Below are 18,232 nucleotides of genomic sequence, written 5' to 3'. Positions count from 1 at the left end.
TAACCGGTTTACTCCGCTGTCAGTCACTTCAGCGATCAGTCATCATTTTTTATATTGGGCGTATTATGTCAGACAATACCAAAACGGCTTCATCATCACGTACAACAAACATCGCTTCTCAGAGTAAACAGATACCTAGCACCATCGATACAGCGACATTGCTCATCAAATGCAAAGATCAGGCGGGTATCGTACAGGCAGTCTCTGAATTTATTCATCGCTATGGCGCGAATATCATTACCCTAGATCAGTACTCCACCGCGCATGAGGGCGGGCAGTACTTCATGCGTTTGGAATTTGCGTTGGCAGGCTTGAGCGATATCATTGAGAACTTTGAAGCCAGCTTTGCACATACTGTGGCTAAACGCCATAACATGGACTGGCGTCTGCATAACAATGCCACGAAGACCAAAGTGGGTATTTTGGTCTCAAAGTTTGATCATGCATTATTGGACTTATTATGGCGTCACCAGCGTGGCTTGCTGGATTGCGAGATTACTTGCGTGGTGAGTAACCATCCTGACCTGCGCCAAGCGGTAGAAAACTTCGGCATTACCTTTCACCATGTGCCCGTGACCAAAGAAAATAAGGTAGAAGCGGAGGAGCAAATCCATAAGCTGATGGCGGGTAATGACTTACTAGTGTTGGCGCGTTATATGCAGATATTGTCAGCTGATTTCGTGAAGCGTTGGCCGATGCAAGTGATTAATATCCATCATTCGTTCTTGCCTGCGTTTATGGGTGCAGATCCTTATCGTCAGGCTTATGATAAAGGCGTCAAGCTGATTGGCGCAACAGCGCACTATGTGACTGCTGAGCTGGATCAAGGGCCTATTATTGAGCAAGACGTACACCGTGTGACCCATCGCCAAGGGGTAACAGAGTTGCGGGCGATTGGGCGCGATATCGAGCGTAATGTATTGGCACGTGCTGTCAATTGGCATGTGCAAAACCGTGTGATTGTGGCAGGCAACAAGACCGTAGTTTTTAACTAAAAAATCAGTAGAAAATTGAGTAAGAAAGGCGGTCAGTAGCAACAGTTACTGATCGCCTTTTTTATAATGTGATATTTTATATCAGCATTTCCAAAACAAACTTACTACCCACAAAGCCAATCGCTAACAGAATAAAGGCATAAATAGTGATATTCGCCGCACGTTTGCCTCGCCATCCTGCGCGCCAATTGCCAAGCAGCAACGTACCAAATAATAACCACGAGAGCAGACTAAATACTGTTTTGTGCACGATATGCTGTGCCATCAAATCTTCGACATAGATAAACCCAATCCCCAGTGCGATACTAAGCAGCACAAAGCCTACCAAGAGCATATCGAATAATAGACTCTCCATACTTTGTAATGAGGGTAATTTATTGACCCAAAATCGGTGAATGGTATGATGCTTGAGCTCGCGAATTTGTAGACGCAAAAATAGCGCTTGTACTGCCGCCATCAACAGCACACAGTAGGCCGCTAACGATAATAGGATATGAGCTTCAAGACCGACACTGACGTCAGTAAGCGGTTGATAGGGTGCGCGGCCAATATAGCCGACGGTCATACCTATTAGTGCAGTAGGCGCAGCCAAAATACCAAGGCTCAGAATAGGGCGGTACAAACAAAACAGCAGGTAAAAGAATAAGAAGAATAAACTGGTCAGGCTAATGATATTGAACAAATTGAAATTCAGACCATAAAGCGTCACTACATATGGATAAAGTAAGGTCGCATGTGCGGCCATCCCTACCAATAAAAGCCCCAAACTGACGCCTTTATGAATAGGTTTGTCCTGAATCAGCGCCCAACCAATATGGAGGCTGACTAAGACATAAGCCATGCTAGCAAGTAAGAATGCAAGGTGCACAGATAAAAAGCCTCATCTTATACTGAGCATAAACTGCCGCTCAATGTGTCGCTAAAGTGGTATTATCAGAATGATTAGAATAATCGTCCAATTTATCATAAAATGGGTGCCAGTTGAGCATCATCTTACTTATTGCTTATAAATATGATTGACAAAGCAGCAATCCGCAAAATATATCGTAAGTCACTTATAAATATCAGAGCCAAGTTTTGCAAAACGACTATAAGTTTTGAGCCGTGTTGATGCTATAGTATTGATAATATGATTTTTTATAAGAGAATGTCCCAGTATTTGATAGTCCATCCTAATAGTATTGATGAACCATTTGAATCGTTTGATTCGCCACCATTTTATTGAAAGTTATTTTAATTGCGTATTATTTAATTGAAAACCATTTTAATTGAGAGTTATTTATGTTTGATACCTTAACAGAACGCTTATCGTCCAGCCTACGTAATATCGTAGGATCTGGACAACTGACTGAAGACAATATCAAAGACACCCTGCGTGAAGTACGTATGGCATTGTTAGAAGCTGACGTAGCACTGCCTGTCACTCGTGATTTCGTCAAACGCGTCAAAGAGCAAGCGCTTGGTGCTGAAGTGCTAAAAGAGCTAGCGCCAGGTCAAGCCTTTGTCAAAATCGTACACGACGAGCTGACCGAAATGATGGGCAGTGCCAATCAGCAGTTAGAGATGACAGGCAAACCGCCTGTGGTTTATTTGCTAGCAGGTTTGCAAGGTGCGGGTAAAACGACCACAGCTGGTAAATTGGCCAAATATCTACAAGAGCGTCAAAAGAAAAAAAGTCATGCTGGTATCGGCCGACGTTTACCGTCCAGCGGCGATCAAACAGCTTGAGCAAGTTGCCGGTAAGGTAAATGCCAAGTTTGTCAACTCAAGCACGGATGAAAATCCAATCGATATCGCAAAGCGTGCGATTGAAGAGGCCAAAATCCAGTATCAAGATATCCTTATCATTGATACGGCAGGTCGTCTACATATCGACGATACCATGATGGATGAGATTAAGGCGCTAACGGCGGCGGTTAACCCATCTGAGACACTATTCGTCGTCGATGCAATGACGGGTCAAGATGCCGCCAATACCGCAAAAGCTTTTAATGATGCGTTGCCATTGACGGGTGTTATCTTAACTAAGACTGACGGCGATGCACGAGGCGGTGCGGCGCTGTCTGTACGTGCTATCACCGGCAAGCCAATTAAGTTCTTGGGCCGCGGTGAGAAACTAGGCGAGTTAGAGCTATTCCACCCTGAGCGTATTGCCCAGCGTATCCTTGGTATGGGCGACGTACTGAGTTTGGTCGAAGAGGTTGAGCAAAAAATCGACCGTGATAAAGCCGAGAAAATGGCGAAAAAGATGCAAAAAGGCGGTGATTTCGACCTTGAGGATCTATTAACCCAGTTCCAGCAGATGAAAAGTATGGGCGGTATGGCGGGCTTCTTAGATAAGATGCCAGGTATGAGCGGCTCAGATATGCAAAAAGCCGTCGAAGATGCCAAGCCAGAAGAAAAAGTACGTGAGATGGAGGCGTTGATTAATTCAATGACGCCGTTTGAGCGCAAAAACCCTGATAAGATTAATCCAAGTCGTAAGCGCCGTATCGCTGCAGGCTCAGGCCGTGAGATTCAAGATGTTAACCGTTTGCTCAAGCAGCACAAGCAAATGGCAAAAATGATGAAAATGATCTCAAAGCCTGAAGGCATCAGTAAAATGATGAAGTCTATGCAAGGCCTCATGGGTGGTGGTAGCGCAGGCGGTGGTGGCCCATTGTTTGGCGGCGGTCAGCAAGGCACTAAAAACGTGAATCCAGAACAAATGGCCAAGCAAATGGGACTGGATCCGAACAATATGCCAAGCACCGAAGAGATGCAAAAGCAAATGCAAGAAATGCAAAACCAAGCGCCAAAGAAGTTTAAAACGCGCTTCTAAGCCATCGTGATGCATACTGAAAGTATTTTATATATGCCCTAAAGCTACCTAAGCTTTAGGGTTTTTTATGGTTAGCTATGAATAAGTACAGATGAATAAAGTGTGGAAAAGCGTAGAAATTGATAAAATTCATTTAGCCTAAATGCTATGATAGGCGCTGTTTCATTCTGTCTAAATTTTGATAGTACATAAATAATAAATGGCTATTAAAAATTATTAAAATCTGACAAACCCATTTAGAACGCCAAAAGTAAAAGCCGAGGTTGTGATGTTTTTAGCAATGGATACCGTGTTCGATCAGTGTTCGATCGCGATTTTAGATTCGAGCGGACAGGTACTGTCGAACCATACCGAAACAGGCAAGCGTCAGCAAACTCAGCAGATCTTACCGATGATTGATGCTGCACTATCTGAGGCGCAGCTACGTCTTGCTGATATACAGGCTTTAATATTTAATCGCGGGCCGGGTGCGTTTAGCGGTATTCGTATCAACACGGCAGTGGTGCAAGCGTTGTCTGTCGCGCATGACTTGCCTTGTGTTGGTGTCTCTAGCCTACAAGCGATTGCACAATCTGCGTATCAGCAGTACGGGCTGACACACCTATACAGCGCCCTTGATGCTCGTATGCAGCAAGTCTATTTCGGACAGTATGAGTTGGTAGTTGACGACGAGTTAGTTTATAGCATCATGCAGCCAGTACGGGCTTATGGCAGTGATAGCACTGAGCAGCTATTAGATTATGATAGCCAAACAGCACTGAATCTCCCTATCGCGGGGAATGGCGCGATGCTATTAGCATTGCATGATCAGCAAGTGTGCCATGAAGACGTCTGGCCAGACGCTGTTATCATCGGGCAGCTTGGTGTTGCTCAGTTTGCAAACGATGGTGGTACGGAGGCAGCGCAAGCACTACCAAAATATCTACGTAACCAAGCTTGGAAAACACTTAAAGAGCAAGGCAAAGCGTAGCTTTTGAGTATTTTTTAAGCATTAATCAATATAAAACCAACGTCAACATAGGACAGCCAATCGGCCTGTTTTTAGGAAAGTCATTGTGGATATACTGTTATTCGTTCAAGCTGTCATCATGGGTATCGTGGAAGGTATCACAGAGTTTTTGCCCATCTCCAGCACGGGGTATTTGATTTTATCAGCCGATGTGATGGGATTTTGGACCAAAGAAAAAGTTGATTTGTTTGTGGTCGTGGTACAGCTTGGTGCTATCTTGGCAGTGATATATGACTATTGGGGCAGACTGTGGCAAGCATTGATGGGTCTCATAACAGGTAAAGCAGAAGGCATGACCAATCCTAGGCAACTGGGACTCAGTCTCATTGTCGCGACCATTCCTGTGATGATTGTTGGCTTTACCTTTGCTGATGAAATCAAAGCTTATTTGTTTAATCCTATTGTCGTTGCCATTATGCTCATCATCGGTGGTCTGCTCATATTCTATGTGGAAAAGCGCCCTAAAACCATCATTGCAAAAGAGGCAGAAGATGTCAGTATAAAAACGGCGCTGATGATTGGCCTATTTCAGTGTCTGGCTCTGATACCAGGCACGTCACGCTCAGGATCGACGATCATTGGGTCGCTATGGCTTGGAGTCTCGCGTAAAGCCTCCGCTGAGTTTTCTTTCTTTTGGGTATTCCTGTCATTGTAGGCGCGGCATTATTAGATCTGCTCAAACACGGCGATGTACTGAGCAATCGTGAAGACTGGTTGGTATTAGGTGTTGGAACCATCGTGTCGTTTGTCGTGGCGCTACTCTGTATTCGCTTGCTTGTAGCATGGGTGAGTCGCCGTGACTTTACTATTTTTGCTTGGTTACGCATTATCACGGGTGTTATCGTGTTGGTTGCGGCTTGGGGCTTTGGTTACCAAATGGCGGGCTAGATTTGTACGATGGCTTGTAATGCTATGGGTAAAAAGTAAGCAGTTATAAGTAAAAAGGATGATGGTTATGACAGCGCTGCATCACACAGATAATAAGTCAGGTGACCTTGTACAGTGCCAATTGTTCTATGTGAATGACAGTCAACAAGCACAGATTGAGCGCTTACAGGCATTGATAGCTGAGCACAAATTACCAATCGTCCTAAAGACTAAGCTCTCCACGGAGAAATTAACACAAAAACGTCGCCAGCAACTGAGCCAAACATCCTCTCAACTTATTTTGCTGCTTGATGAAAAGATAAGCTATCGTGGCTTAGTGATGGACTGAGCGTGTCACCAGAGTGGGATAAATTGCAACGCCGCGTGGTGAGTGCTGGTCGTAAGTCGGAGCTATTACTGCAAGCAGCAAAGATTACCGCAGATAGCCATGTTATCGATGCCACGGCCGGCTTTGGCCATGATAGTTTGATATTGGCCAGTACTGGCGCACACGTCATTATGCTTGAGCAGCAGCCGCTAATGGCGTTGCTGTTACTTGTAGAACAAGAGCGTATGAGCGCGCAGCCTAATTGGCAAAAGCTCATGAGCCGTCTACATATTATCAATACTGATGCACTGAGTTATTTTGCGAGCCTAAAAGCTGACGATATATCGAATGACGGCAATGCAGTCGATGTGGTGTATTTAGATCCCATGTTTCCAGAGGATAGCTACCAAGACAGTAAGACAGGTAAAGGTGCCAAAGTCGGCAAGCACATGCAAGCGCTGCATCAATTGGCGCGTCCACCAACGCTAGAGGAAGAGCGCCAACTGCTAAATAGTGCTAAGGCAATTGTGAGTCGAAGCGCGCAAGGACAAGGTCGCGTGATCGTCAAGCGGCCACAATTTGCGCCATTATTTGCCGATGAGCCGGTTAGTGAAAGCTGGCATAATGAAGCCGTGCGCTTTGATGGGTATTTTGCCTGACATCGGTTTTTCGAGGATTATTTCATAGCCACTGTTTGTGATAAATAAGTGTATCAGCATAAACATACGTCATTCATTAGCTTGAGTATTTAGAATACATGTATTCAGGAGCAGGAAATGTCAACGCTAATCATTTGGGTCATGGGTGCAGGCTTATTGTTATTGTTGGTCAATATCATGCTGCGCACTCAGATTCTTCGGCTTGAAGCACGTTTAAAGGAATTGAGCAGTCCACAAGAGCAATTGGCATTTTTGCGAACAAGCAGCACATAAAGATAAAATCCCTGCGATTAAAGCGTTACGTAAACAGTATCCTGAATTTTCTCTAATTGAGGCGAATAACTTATGGAAACAAATCTAACGATTAGGGCGTGTCCCTAATTCAAATGTTTATCACCATTTTTAAAATAGCGACACGCCCTAGCAAAAAAAGCATATAACACTCTTTATTGACGATAATAAGAAGCCATGACATTCAAAGACAAACTACAAGCCTATATCCAGCTCACGCGTTTTGATAAACCAGTGGGTATTGAGCTGCTACTATGGCCGACATTATGGGGCGTACTGTTAGCTGCCATGGGCCAAGCCCAGCAGCAAGGAGTTACAGCAGGTCTGCCAACGCTCAAGATATTTGTAATATTTGCCCTCGGTGCGATATTTATGCGCGCCGCTGGTTGTGCGATTAATGATTTTGCGGATCGTAAAGTAGATGGTCATGTGACTCGCACCAAAGGTCGTCCATTAGCAGATGGACGTCTATCTGGCAAAGAAGCCATTGCTGCATTTTTGGTACTGGTATTACTCAGCGGCATTTTGCTGTTTTTCTTACCCGTTGCCGTTTTTTATTGGTCGCTGGGTGCTGTTGTATTGGCGTTTATTTACCCCTTTATGAAACGCTATACCCATCTGCCACAAGTATTTTTGGCGGCGGCGTTTGGGTGGGCCATACCGATGTCTTATGTGGCGGTGCAGGGCGCTCCCGATATTTGGTGCTGGCTATTATTCTTTGCTTATATGTGCTGGACGGTGGCCTATGACACGCAGTACGCAATGGCTGACCGCGAGGATGATCTCAAGATTGGGGTCAAATCAACGGCGATATTATTTGGCCGCTATGATGTGATTATTATCTCAATCCTGCAAATGCTATTTTTGCTGATGATGGGCGCGGCTATGTGGCATTACTTTGCCCCAACAACGCTAGGCGTGACACCCGTATTCGGATTAGCATTGGTGGCGATGATGTTTGCCAAACAAAACAGCGTTTGTGCCAGTCGCAATGCGCAGGCTTGCTTTCAGGCATTCTTAGCCAATATCTGGGTGGGACGCTATGTTTTTGCCCTCGTTGCAATTGCTTGTATATGGACGACTCTAAATGGATAAATTTAAGAAGTTGTCGAGATTTAAAGCAAAGAAATCCTCTAATACAAATGGCTCAGTCGTCGATTATCAGGCAAAACTTGCTGAGCAGGGACTGACACGCGAGCAAGTCATTGCCACCGAGCGTAAACTGGCAAAGTTTGCTAATACAATGGATTCTCTTGTCCGCGTGCCTTTTACCAAGCAAGGCATAGGTGCGGATGCGGCGCTCTCTACCATTCCTCTCGCAGGGGGATGTCGCAGGACTGATACTGACCAGCTATGCTTTTATACTGGGTCGTCAGCTGGGTGTTCCTGCCGATAAAATGACACCTGCGGTCAGACTGGCGCTGATTGATATGGTGGTCGGTATTGTGCCCGGCATTGGGACATTGCTAGATATTTTTATTCGCCCTAGCCGCAAGACATTGGGTATCGTACACGAGCATTTACATCAGGAGTATGGCATCACTGAAACCATGCATATGGATCGGCCTTTTTACATCAGTCATTAGAAGACAAGCAGCAAGGCCGCTTTGGTGCATTTTGGCGAAATCCAATAGTAGCTTGGCTATACTTGCATATCCCTGACATGTTGGGACTCATCGTGATTGTATTTGTTGGCTGGGGAATTTGGACGGCGATAAGCTGGTTGGTCGGACTTTTGGGCAATCGACTGGGTTTGGATAAATAAAATCATCTACCAGAAAGTTAAGTAAATACGAGTGAGTAGAGACCAGTAATAGAGATAAAAAAGCGGCAACGATAGTAACGTTTGCCGCTTTTTAATTATTTAAGATAAGACTTTCAAAAGGATGCAATTAGCACTTATTCAGTGACGACTTCTGCTTCAGCACTGACTGCATCAAAGCTAGTGACGGTATTGTTTTGGATAAGATCAATGGTGCCGCCACCTGCATGACTCACCAGTTGGATGCTACCATCGACTGAGCGATAAGTGGGATTGTTACCTTGTCCTTCTGGCGCGCTGAGCGTCATTTTTGGCTGGTTGGGGCGAGTGACGATGGCATTGAGCAACCCTGAAGCTGACGTTTCAAAAACGACCGATAAGGTGTCGCCTGCTTCACTTTTGTAACGGACATCAGTGATTTGTGCGCCTTTAATGGCCTGTTCTGGATTGGGCGATGTAGCAGTATTACTTGGTGCAGCGACAGTGCCTCCAAGGTCTTGCTCTAACTCAGTCAAGCTCACATCGCGCTCTGAATTAGCTTCAGTCTGTGATGGGTTCTGAGCATTCTCTATACTGTCATCCGCCGCTTCATTGACATTGATATTTGTGGTGACAGGCGTTGTCTGCGTTGACGTTTCAGATGGTGTTTCGGTAGGTGCTTCAGGTTCTGGCGTTTCTTGACAGGCAGTCAGCAGAAATAAACTCAAAAAAAGAGCAGAAGCTTTGAGACAGTGAACCTTAGCGTTTGTTGAGCTTAGTAATTTTAAGACAAAAGTGGTCATAATCAGGTTTATCCGTTAATAGCGCGCTATATCAATGTGGCAGGTTGAATCTATATTATTACGTATTGACCGTAATAACCAGCTTGCGCTGTCCGCTATATCCAGTCACGTCTCTATGCTCACATAAGTAAACCCCTTGCCACATACCTAGACCCAAGACACCATCTATCAGAGGAATGGTCAAACTTACCCCAAGCATCATGCTTTTAAGATGCGCTGGTAGATCATCCGAACCTTCTAAGGTATGGCGGTACTCTGGCTGATCGGCTGGGGCGATTTTATTGAGCCAATCCTCTGTGTCCAATCTTACGTCTGGGTCAGCATTTTCATTAATGGCGAGACTGGCTGACGTGTGTTGCAAAAACAAATGAACCAGCCCTGCTTTGGCGCTGGACGGTATGAGCTGAGCAATGGCTTCCTCGATGATAGGCGTGATGACATGGATGCCACGCGCGTAGGCAGGTAGAGTAATGGTGGTTTGGTGATAGCTCATGATGCTTATCTCATTGTCGGAATGAACATTAAATAAAGATATCACAAGATAATATGAATCGTCGAAAGCGTTGTTTTGATGTACATGAATATCATCCTAAATGATATTAAGTGAGCGGTGTTTGCAAACGGGTACGATTGGGCGATAGACGTGCGAGCATTGCATTAGATAGTGGCGCAAATGACCCTAGCAGCATACCCGCTAACGCTTCAGCGCAGATGGGTGCCAACGCATAACCTTTTGCACCCATTGCACTCATCGTCCAAATTCGCTGACTGTTGGTTAGTTGCCCAACGATTGGATGATAATCAGGTGTCTGAGTGCGAATGCCAGCGCGCCCTTGCCACAGGCTAGTATCGGCTGGCATGATAGATTCCATCTCAGGAATGGCAGCAACGAGCTTGTCCCGGCTAATCTGATGTTCTTCATCTCGAATGTCAGTACCTATATCATTGCGGATAAAACTTGCCCCTAGTAATAGATATGGCTTGCCAGCGGTGACAGTGTTTAGGTTATCATCGCCAGTCTGTGCATTGAACAGCGCACAGTAACCACTATATTTAAGCGGGATTTTTGGCAAATTTATCAGTTGCTCTAGGCTAGGATGAAACCAAGACAGCTGACCACGAATTTTACGGCAATCAAAAATACGCTTATCTAATTGATGACTCTCAAAGGCGGCGCAAATAACGACATGATCAGCAAGAATAGAGACAGTCTCCTGATTTTGATCACTGCCTTCAATACACACTTGCTGTTCAGTTTCGTTAATCTCACTCACTTCTAATTGCTGAAAGCGAATGAGCGGATGTGTCAATATAATAGTTTTCAATGCTTGCGGATTGACCAAACCAGACTGTGGTAAGTATAAGTTCTCTGATAAGTCTTGCTCTTTTATTCCACTAATATTCTGTGCTTGCTCATGGGGTAGGGTGGTTGCCATCTCATCAGGATAATCTGCGATTTGCTCGGTGCCAATATTGGCTTTCACCAGTAAATCAAGCGCTCCAGTCGGCTCCAGTACTGGCGCTGTATTGAGCTGTGTGGCTTTCTGATTAAGGTCTCGATATAGCCTGCTGCTATAAAGATAACCGATGGTATGCAAATGTTCATCAACGTGGTGAATTGGCGTCATTTTTGGGGCAAGCAATGCTCGAGGGTTGCCTGAAGCGCCAGCCAGAGGCGCCGTTTTGTCTAATAAAGTGACCGCAATGCCGCGATTGGCAAGCGACCAAGCCGTTAGCAACCCTGAAACGCCTGCACCAATGATGGCAGTGTGATTAAAGGTGCTATCTGTTGTTATCTGCTCCGCATCGTGGCTTTCGTTATCACAACTTTTATTATCACTAGTAACGTCAATATGGTTTGTATCGGTCATGATGGCGGTGAGCATTTCTCGCTTTCGACCAAAACCTTTTACCTTTTTGATGGCAAAGCCATGTTCCTTGAGCCCGCGCTTTACGATGCCTGCGCAGCTATAAGTAGCGGCGGTGGTATGCGGACGCGATAGGCGCTGCATCTGTGTAAAGATACTGTCAGCCCACAAGGTACTGTTGCAAGAAGGCGCAAAGCCATCCAAAAACCACGCATCGATATGAGGCTGAGGCGCAGACTGCTGAGAGCGCTCTATTGCCAGTTTGCTAAGGCTCTGGGCTGCATCCCCAAGCCATATATCGACCGTCAGATTATCATAAGAAAAGTCCAAACGGTGACAGCCTGCGATAAGAGGGCGGGTATGCCGCCAAAAGTGGCTCAATCAATGGACCAAGCTCGGGTGCACGCTCACCCCATAGGGCAAGTATGTGCGTCAGATCTGCAAGCGGTATCGGGAATTTTTCAGTGGTAATGAAATGTAGGCGGGCATCTGCCAGTTGTGGGTAGGTATCGCGCAGCTGTCGCCATAACTGCCAAGTCGCTAAGAAGTTAAGCCCAGTACCAAAACCCAATTCAGCAATCGTAAAGCACTGCTTTGGTGCGAGACGTACCAAGCGATCAGGCAGCTGATTGTGCGCTAAAAATACATGACGTGTCTCTGCCAGACCATCCGCATGCGAAAAATACACATCGCCGAACTCACCAGACACTGGCACCATATTTCCAGTATCATCCATTTGCCACTCAACCTTGGCAGGTGTGATAATGTTTAATGGTTCAGCGTTTGTGTGATGAGCGATAGACATGGAAACTTCTTAGTAGGATGATTTACTATAATAAAAATGTTGTTGATGACAGAATCAAGTTCATCAAAATACAATGAGACGTCGTAGAATAGAGCAGGTCAAAGGCTAAATCTATAAAGAGCGCATCGCTTACCAGCGATCACGGCGAACGAACACCAGCCACGAGATAAAAATACCCACCAATAAACTGATCAAAACGGTAAATGCACCATACAAAAACAGCTGACCTTTGCTCTCATAGACTAAGACGTTTGCTTGGGTCTGCAAGTCGTTCACTTGGCGTTGCAATTGTGCATTACGGCTGAGTAGTTCTTGATTGGCCTCGGACAGTGCTTTAGTAGACGGTTGCAACTGTGCTGCCAGAGTATCATTGATATCTAGTGCTGAACTTGTTGCTGCATCGCCTACAGCAGGTTGATTTATAGAGGCTACTGTAGGATTCGCTGCCTCTGCGTTGGTGCCGTTGGCGCGGCTTGCACTGATACTGCTGCCATCAGTAGCAGGCTAGCCAAGCTACTTTTATAGAATCGAGTATTCAAATAAAGGACTTTCTGACTCACGATGCAGCTACTTTATCAGTGGGCGCAGGCAATGCTTGGATAAATGGCTTGATATCCACGTGGCTATAAACGCCATCACGTAAATAAGGCTCATCGTTTGCCCACGCTTGTGCCGCCTCGATAGAGTCAAACTCAGCAATGATTAAGCTGCCTGACATATCGCTCTTGCCATGTTCGATCGGCGTTGGGCCTGCAATCACCAGACGATCTTCACGACTTAGCGCCTGTAATCGCTCAATATGTTCAGCGCGAGTAATCAGACGCTGTGCGCTGCTATTAGCCACATCATGACCAATAATGACAAATAAAGACATGGAACTTCCTTAGTTGATAATAAAACGTAATGATTGATTTGAAATACATCGTATAACGCTAACGGCTGATTACTTTGAGCTCTAAAAGCAGTTTTATCAATTATAAGACAGTAGCTGCAATCAGCGCATAACTGTTATTTAGTGGTTTTGTCCGTCAGCGCAGGGTTGAGATGCTTTTTGAGTACAGCAAACTGAGCCACGACGAATACCAGCATAATCGGAATCCAGCCATAAGTCTTGAAGTTAATCCACGCTTCATCTGACATGGTGAATGCTGTAATATAATGGAGTACAGCCATGAGGGCGAAGAAAAGTGCCCAAGCAACGGTCAGTTTTTTCCAACCACTAAGTGTTAAAGTAAATACTTCTTTCATTGCTAGCTGCATTAATGGCTTATTGATAGCGGCACTGACAAACAAGGTCAACGCAAAAATACCATTGATAATGGGCGATTTCCAGCGCAGATAGATATCATCACGCAGCAGCAATGTGCCACCGCAAAACAAAATGGTTAATAGTAAGACGACCCATTGTTGCTTATCAAACTTGCCTTTTTGGCGAATAAAGTGAATGGCATAAACAATGATAGTAGCGACGAGCAAAGCCCCTGCCGCTGCCAAAATACCGTTATAACGCGCCGCGATAAAAAAGGCAATCAAAGGGATAAAGTCTAATAATGCTTTCATAGCAAAGGTTGTGTCCAACAAAAACGTATGAGGTAGTTTACACGTCTACCGCCGCAAAAAAAAGCAATCAACACGATAATCCTGCGATATACGTCACCTACAGAGTAATACGGTCTTATTGCGAGCAATGACCATAGCGCTAACCAAATATAACCATCAAATACAGCAGCAATAGTCGCTAAATCCAGAGAGTTGGCTCAGACATTATCATTAATAATAGCAATCAATAGCAACCAATATGAATAGTGACTATCTACTACTAAATTGTTTATACGCTTATTTTTTAAAATATTAAGGTTTATCTTATGAAATATGACTTACATTGTCACAGTACCTGTTCGGATGGTACTTACGCACCAACTGAAGTAGTAAAGCGCGCGCACGCAGCGGGCATCAATGTACTGGCATTGACTGATCACGACACGCTAGTGGGCATTGATGAGGCAAGAGAAGCCGCTAATGCTTATGATATACAGCTGATCAATGGGGTGGAAGTCAGCTGTGAGCATACGTTGAGCGGCGGCTATGGCAAAAACAAATCTACTAATAAGATCATTCATGTGCTGGGACTGGACTTTACTGATCGCGAAAAGATGCATGCCACTCTGCAGCAACTACAAGACAGTCGGGCCACACGTGGTCAGCGCATCACCGAAAAGCTCAGTGAGCTGCTAAGCATAGATTTTGATGAATTGTGGCAAGCCATTCTGGATAAGGCAGGGGGTAATCCGCAAGCCGTTGGACGCGCACATATTGGGCAAGTGTTGTTTGAGCGGGGCGAGGTCAAAACGGTCCAAAAAGCCTTTGATAAATATTTGGCAGATAATAAGCCTGCCTATGTGGCGATCGAGGCGTTGACGATGCAGCATGGTATCGAGCTGATTCATGCTTGTGGTGGTCGAGCGGTGCTCGCGCATCCCACGCGTTATCATCTATCGGCCACACGAGTGCGCAAGCTGATTGGGGAGTTTGCTCAGCTTGGCGGTGACGCTTGTGAGCTACCAGCCACAAGTGAACCAATCAGCACGCGCAGAATGGTTGATCGTAGTATTGCCGAGCACAATCTTGTCACCTCGATTGGCAGTGACTTTCATGGTAGCAATATGCCGTGGCGCTGCTTAGGGGATGTGCCTATCTTAAATGAAGACCAACGCGGTATTTGGGAGTTGTTTAACACGCCTGCTTAGTCTGATGGTTTTATCATGTTTTATGGACATTTTAGCGGTTAGTCACTTTTGTGTTTCGTCGCCAAGATGACTGAGTCTTTTATGTGAATATCATGACGCTCAAAACTGTATATTCAAAAACTGCTGATTGATAAATAAATGTACAAAACAGATTGATAATACAGACAGAACTTGTAACACTTAAAGGGATATCTAGAAAAGTTTATAAAAGGTATGACGCCCTTTAACTCGATTAACTCGATCACAATGCCTGTAAAGTCAGTGCATTTATATTTTCTGCGGTAGCCCATCTATGGCTGTGTCGGTCTCTCATCTTGGATACAAAAAGCTCTCTCAAATGATTTTTGAGTGGCAAGCGGCTGATAGAACGTCATTGATGGCGTTATTTATTGTCATGGAAGTATCCTTGCATTGGCTGTGGTGTCTGTTTGTTTGGTGGCTACAAGATGCGCTCCATGCCTATGTCAATATGCACTATCTGTACCCGCTATGGCTGGGAATCAGCGTAATGGGTTTATTTTTCTTATGTATGGTCAAATATTTGCCGCACTCTGGAAGTAGGCGGGATATTTTAGACAGATGGCAAATCGCATTAGTGCTGACTTATACGTTCTATATTGCTACCGTCATCGTGGTGATAGGTTATAGCAGCTTGTTTGCTGGAGTATCGCTAGTTGGCGGTGCGATGCTTGGCATGATGCTCATCAAACGCCGCTATGCTTGGCGCATGTTTTGGCTACAAATCATACTTATGTTATTGGCCATTACCTCGCCTTATTTTGGTATCACTTTACCCAATCTGCGTCAGTTGACCGTTATCCACCCGTTACTAGAAATTCATAATTATTTGACTTACAACGAGATTATGGCGGTTGAAAATGCCGTTGCTGCTTCAGCGTTTGAAAATAATGTATTAAGTTGGGATAGTATCACTGAGATACAGCGTTCATCAGCTTTTTTTTGGCGCTCAACCCATTTATATTTAGCACTCCCGAAAGCGATTTTTATCGTTTATATATTTCGTGCTTTGCTATTGGTTTTAGATGATAGTAGGCAAGAAACCTTGCAGTATGCCAATCAAGATGAGCTCACGAAGCTAAAAAACCGTCGCTACGGCCTGAAGAAAATGAAGTATGCGTTGTCAACGGTACAAGACAATCAGGATTTGAGCGTGATGCTCTTTGATTTGGATTGGTTTAAACGCATCAACGATAACTATGGCCACGATGTGGGGGATCAAGTGTTGATCGAAATATCGCAGACGCTATTGCAGTCGTTATCAGATGAAACCATCATTAGCCGTTACGGTGGTGAGGAGTTTCTGGTTGTGCTACCAGATACGTCGCACGATAGTGCAATGGTGATTGCGGAGCAATTACGGCTTAGTATTGCTGAGCATATCATCAATGTCGGTGATGTGTTTGATTTTAGCGTGACAGCGAGTTTTGGGCTGTATACCTTGACCCATCAAGAAAGAGCTTGCATTGCCAAAAACTATAAATCTATTTTGGCAAAAAAAGCCCAGTCTCAATCAAATGCATCACCTCTTATCAAGCCGATTGCCACTCAGCGCGCTGAGAGCCAAATGGCATTCATGCAAAAACTGCCTAGCGACATCTGCCAACGTTTGATTAGCGCAGCAGATAAGGCTCTTTATGAAGCCAAGCACCGTGGACGCAATCAAGTCGTCAGTGCCAACCATATGTTTGCTGAAAAAAATGGTAGTATCCATTCACTCTACAAAAACCGCTAGCTGCCCCTCTGCGCTATCAATAACTCAATCATGAATCCATCTGCTGCACCAAACTTGCTAGCACGCTAGTGGCAAAGCTACCAGTGGTCAACGTAAAGCTCAATACCAATATCTGCTCATCCCGCCACTCCCAGCTTAATTGCTCAATAGGCAGTCTTAACGGGCGTCTTTGTGCTTTGATATCACGCTGCTCCAATCCCGTTGCTAGCTGCATGAGTAATGGGCTGTGTTGTACAACTTCGTTTTCTAACGCGGCTGCACTGCCACTGACTTTATCGTTACCTGTACCCCACAATACGGCAGTTGGATGAATATCGCCGCTACTCATACGAGCGCGTAACGTATCGTCTATCTCCTCACTGGTAAATATCGACCCCGAACCATCCAGATTAAATACTTCCCCTGCTAGGCCAGCGTCCCAGCTGCCATTACGAACTCGCGCTGCCAATATCTCATTGAATATCAAGCTACGGGCTGCCGATAGCTCCATCGTATTTTGCTCGCGCGGCGCACGTTTGCGTTTGCTCTTTTTGGGTTGCGGCTTTGGCTCGCGCGCTGGACGGGCAAATAGCGCCAACGCTTCTCTAACATTATTACCCTGACGACCAAAACGCTGTGGGCCAAAGTAGTTAGGCACACCTGTTTCATCGATGCGTGCTAAATGCTCCTCGACGCGTTGCTTAGCCGTCTGCTGAGTAGATAACGATTGCTCAGTTGATTCAGTGTTTTCATCATCATTCGTAAACTTAATATCACGCAAGGTAATGATAAATTGATTGGCACGGTGGGTACCGCGATTGAGTTTTTTATTATGCCAGTGCTGAGCCAGAATAACGACAGATTCATGCTCGCCAATATCTATCGGCGCAAACTCTGTAGGCGGCAACTGCTTTTTGGGTATACGCAGGCTAAACCACTGGGTCGTCACCGCATGACGATCCTTCAGTCCTGAGTAACCGACATCACGTAGCGGTATGTCTGCCCACTCTGACAACAGTTTTGCCAGATACGCGGTGTTCATGCCTAGTTTTTTAATATGCAGCCATAGATGCTCACCATCACCTGTCAACTCCAGCGGGAGTATTTCGTTGACCACAAAGTCGGTAGCATCCGCTTTATAAGTGGCTCGCTTTATCGGTTGAGGCTTTGGCTGCGGCAAGTTTGCGGTGTCAGTGACAGCGCCAATATCAATAACACTGAGATCAAAACTGTCGGCAGCCTGATTATTTGTATCGCTATCTGAGTCACTATCTGAGTCGCTATCTAAGACGGACTGAGGAGCAGAGTTGTTTTCAATATCGTTAGAGGTGTTTTGAGGAGTCATAAAATAGTCTTTTATTGTGTTTATTTATAATAAATGGAGATAGCAAAGACGCTGATAAAAACGGCGCAATTACGTTTTGCAACGCAGCAAGCATACAAAAAAACATCGTATATGCTGCGCGCTTGCTACTATCAATGCATAAAACATCAAAAATAATAAGGTAGGTTGAGTCGCTCTGAATGGTTAGGGCTATTTTCAACACGCTATCATCAGGAAATCAT

Annotated in this window: 15 protein-coding genes and 4 pseudogenes; 10 read left to right on the top strand and 9 right to left on the bottom strand. The window is 45.1% G+C overall.

Translation table 11 applies throughout. The features are described 5' to 3' along the window. Window positions 1-65 precede the first annotated feature (65 nt). Window positions 66-995: a formyltetrahydrofolate deformylase gene (gene purU / locus PKHYL_RS13460; RefSeq protein ID WP_240365379.1), complete on the top strand. Its 930-nt coding sequence runs from the start codon at window positions 66-68 to the stop codon at window positions 993-995. A gap of 76 nt (window positions 996-1,071) precedes the next feature. On the opposite strand, the gene PKHYL_RS13455 is transcribed toward purU, so the two are convergent. Further along, complete coding sequence (locus PKHYL_RS13455) at window positions 1,072-1,863, bottom strand: cytochrome C assembly family protein (protein WP_201587478.1); 792 nt, start codon at window positions 1,861-1,863, stop codon at window positions 1,072-1,074. A 413-nt stretch (window positions 1,864-2,276) separates the two neighbouring features. On the opposite strand from PKHYL_RS13455, the pseudogene ffh reads away from it, so the two are divergent. From ffh to PKHYL_RS13420, 7 genes and pseudogenes are all read left to right on the top strand, one after another. Next, a pseudogene (ffh, locus tag PKHYL_RS13450) lies at window positions 2,277-3,816 on the top strand (signal recognition particle protein). Between the two features lie 268 nt (window positions 3,817-4,084). Then, window positions 4,085-4,786, top strand: a complete 702-nt coding sequence (gene tsaB / locus PKHYL_RS13445) for a tRNA (adenosine(37)-N6)-threonylcarbamoyltransferase complex dimerization subunit type 1 TsaB (protein WP_240366539.1) — start codon at window positions 4,085-4,087, stop codon at window positions 4,784-4,786. 85 nt (window positions 4,787-4,871) lie between these two features. Further along, a pseudogene (locus tag PKHYL_RS13440) lies at window positions 4,872-5,713 on the top strand (undecaprenyl-diphosphate phosphatase). A 67-nt stretch (window positions 5,714-5,780) separates the two neighbouring features. Then, window positions 5,781-6,679 (top strand): annotated as a pseudogene (locus PKHYL_RS13435) (class I SAM-dependent methyltransferase). Window positions 6,680-6,796: 117 nt separating this feature from the next. Then, window positions 6,797-6,952, top strand: coding sequence for a hypothetical protein (locus tag PKHYL_RS13430; protein ID WP_227517146.1), 156 nt, complete (start codon window positions 6,797-6,799; stop codon window positions 6,950-6,952). A gap of 195 nt (window positions 6,953-7,147) precedes the next feature. Beyond that, window positions 7,148-8,065, top strand: coding sequence for a 4-hydroxybenzoate octaprenyltransferase (ubiA, locus tag PKHYL_RS13425; protein ID WP_071003097.1), 918 nt, complete (start codon window positions 7,148-7,150; stop codon window positions 8,063-8,065). A 91-nt stretch (window positions 8,066-8,156) separates the two neighbouring features. Continuing rightward, window positions 8,157-8,735, top strand: a pseudogene (locus PKHYL_RS13420) (DUF4112 domain-containing protein). A 134-nt stretch (window positions 8,736-8,869) separates the two neighbouring features. On the opposite strand, the gene PKHYL_RS13415 reads toward PKHYL_RS13420, so the two are convergent. The 7 genes from PKHYL_RS13415 to ispZ form a co-directional block, all read right to left on the bottom strand. Further along, window positions 8,870-9,439, bottom strand: coding sequence for a hypothetical protein (locus PKHYL_RS13415; protein WP_197496675.1), 570 nt, complete (start codon window positions 9,437-9,439; stop codon window positions 8,870-8,872). Window positions 9,440-9,572: 133 nt separating this feature from the next. Next, complete coding sequence (locus PKHYL_RS13410; protein WP_071003102.1) at window positions 9,573-10,007, bottom strand: secondary thiamine-phosphate synthase enzyme YjbQ; 435 nt, start codon at window positions 10,005-10,007, stop codon at window positions 9,573-9,575. Window positions 10,008-10,113: 106 nt separating this feature from the next. Beyond that, entirely contained in the window at window positions 10,114-11,712 is a 1,599-nt protein-coding gene (gene mnmC, locus PKHYL_RS13405) for an FAD-dependent 5-carboxymethylaminomethyl-2-thiouridine(34) oxidoreductase MnmC (RefSeq protein ID WP_332835890.1), read from the bottom strand. Next, window positions 11,696-12,187 carry a hypothetical protein gene (locus tag PKHYL_RS18240; protein WP_332835889.1) on the bottom strand — a complete coding sequence of 164 codons (492 nt, stop codon included), beginning with the start codon at window positions 12,185-12,187 and terminating at the stop codon, window positions 11,696-11,698. The genes mnmC and PKHYL_RS18240 overlap by 17 nt, the downstream gene beginning before the upstream one ends. Window positions 12,188-12,316: 129 nt before the next feature. Beyond that, entirely contained in the window at window positions 12,317-12,538 is a 222-nt protein-coding gene (locus tag PKHYL_RS13400) for a hypothetical protein (protein ID WP_240365378.1), read from the bottom strand. 205 nt (window positions 12,539-12,743) lie between these two features. Continuing rightward, on the bottom strand, window positions 12,744-13,061 hold the full coding sequence (locus tag PKHYL_RS13395) for a YciI family protein (RefSeq protein WP_071003108.1): 318 nt from the start codon (window positions 13,059-13,061) through the stop codon (window positions 12,744-12,746). 134 nt (window positions 13,062-13,195) lie between these two features. Further along, window positions 13,196-13,747: a septation protein IspZ gene (gene ispZ / locus PKHYL_RS13390; protein ID WP_071003109.1), complete on the bottom strand. Its 552-nt coding sequence runs from the start codon at window positions 13,745-13,747 to the stop codon at window positions 13,196-13,198. Window positions 13,748-14,052: 305 nt separating this feature from the next. Here ispZ and PKHYL_RS13385 point away from each other — a divergent pair, with 305 nt between their 5' ends. After that, window positions 14,053-14,934 (top strand): PHP domain-containing protein, encoded by an 882-nt coding sequence (locus PKHYL_RS13385; protein WP_071003111.1) that lies wholly within the window; start codon window positions 14,053-14,055, stop codon window positions 14,932-14,934. A 337-nt stretch (window positions 14,935-15,271) separates the two neighbouring features. Continuing rightward, a complete protein-coding gene (locus PKHYL_RS13380; protein WP_240365377.1) occupies window positions 15,272-16,687 on the top strand; it encodes a GGDEF domain-containing protein in 1,416 nt (471 codons plus the stop codon). Window positions 16,688-16,715: 28 nt separating this feature from the next. On the opposite strand, the gene truD is transcribed toward PKHYL_RS13380, so the two are convergent. Further along, the gene (gene truD, locus PKHYL_RS13375) at window positions 16,716-18,011 is read right to left on the bottom strand and encodes a tRNA pseudouridine(13) synthase TruD (protein WP_083328937.1); all 1,296 of its coding nucleotides are present in this window, start codon (window positions 18,009-18,011) and stop codon (window positions 16,716-16,718) included. Between the last annotated feature and the right edge of the window lie 221 nt (window positions 18,012-18,232).

Origin of the sequence: Psychrobacter sp. KH172YL61 (genome assembly GCF_007182895.1) — a bacterium.
GTDB classification, from domain to species: Bacteria; Pseudomonadota; Gammaproteobacteria; order Pseudomonadales; family Moraxellaceae; genus Psychrobacter; species Psychrobacter pacificensis.
The sequence above is the reverse complement of the archived record's forward strand: the minus strand, read 5'-3'. Positions and strand labels throughout refer to the sequence as shown.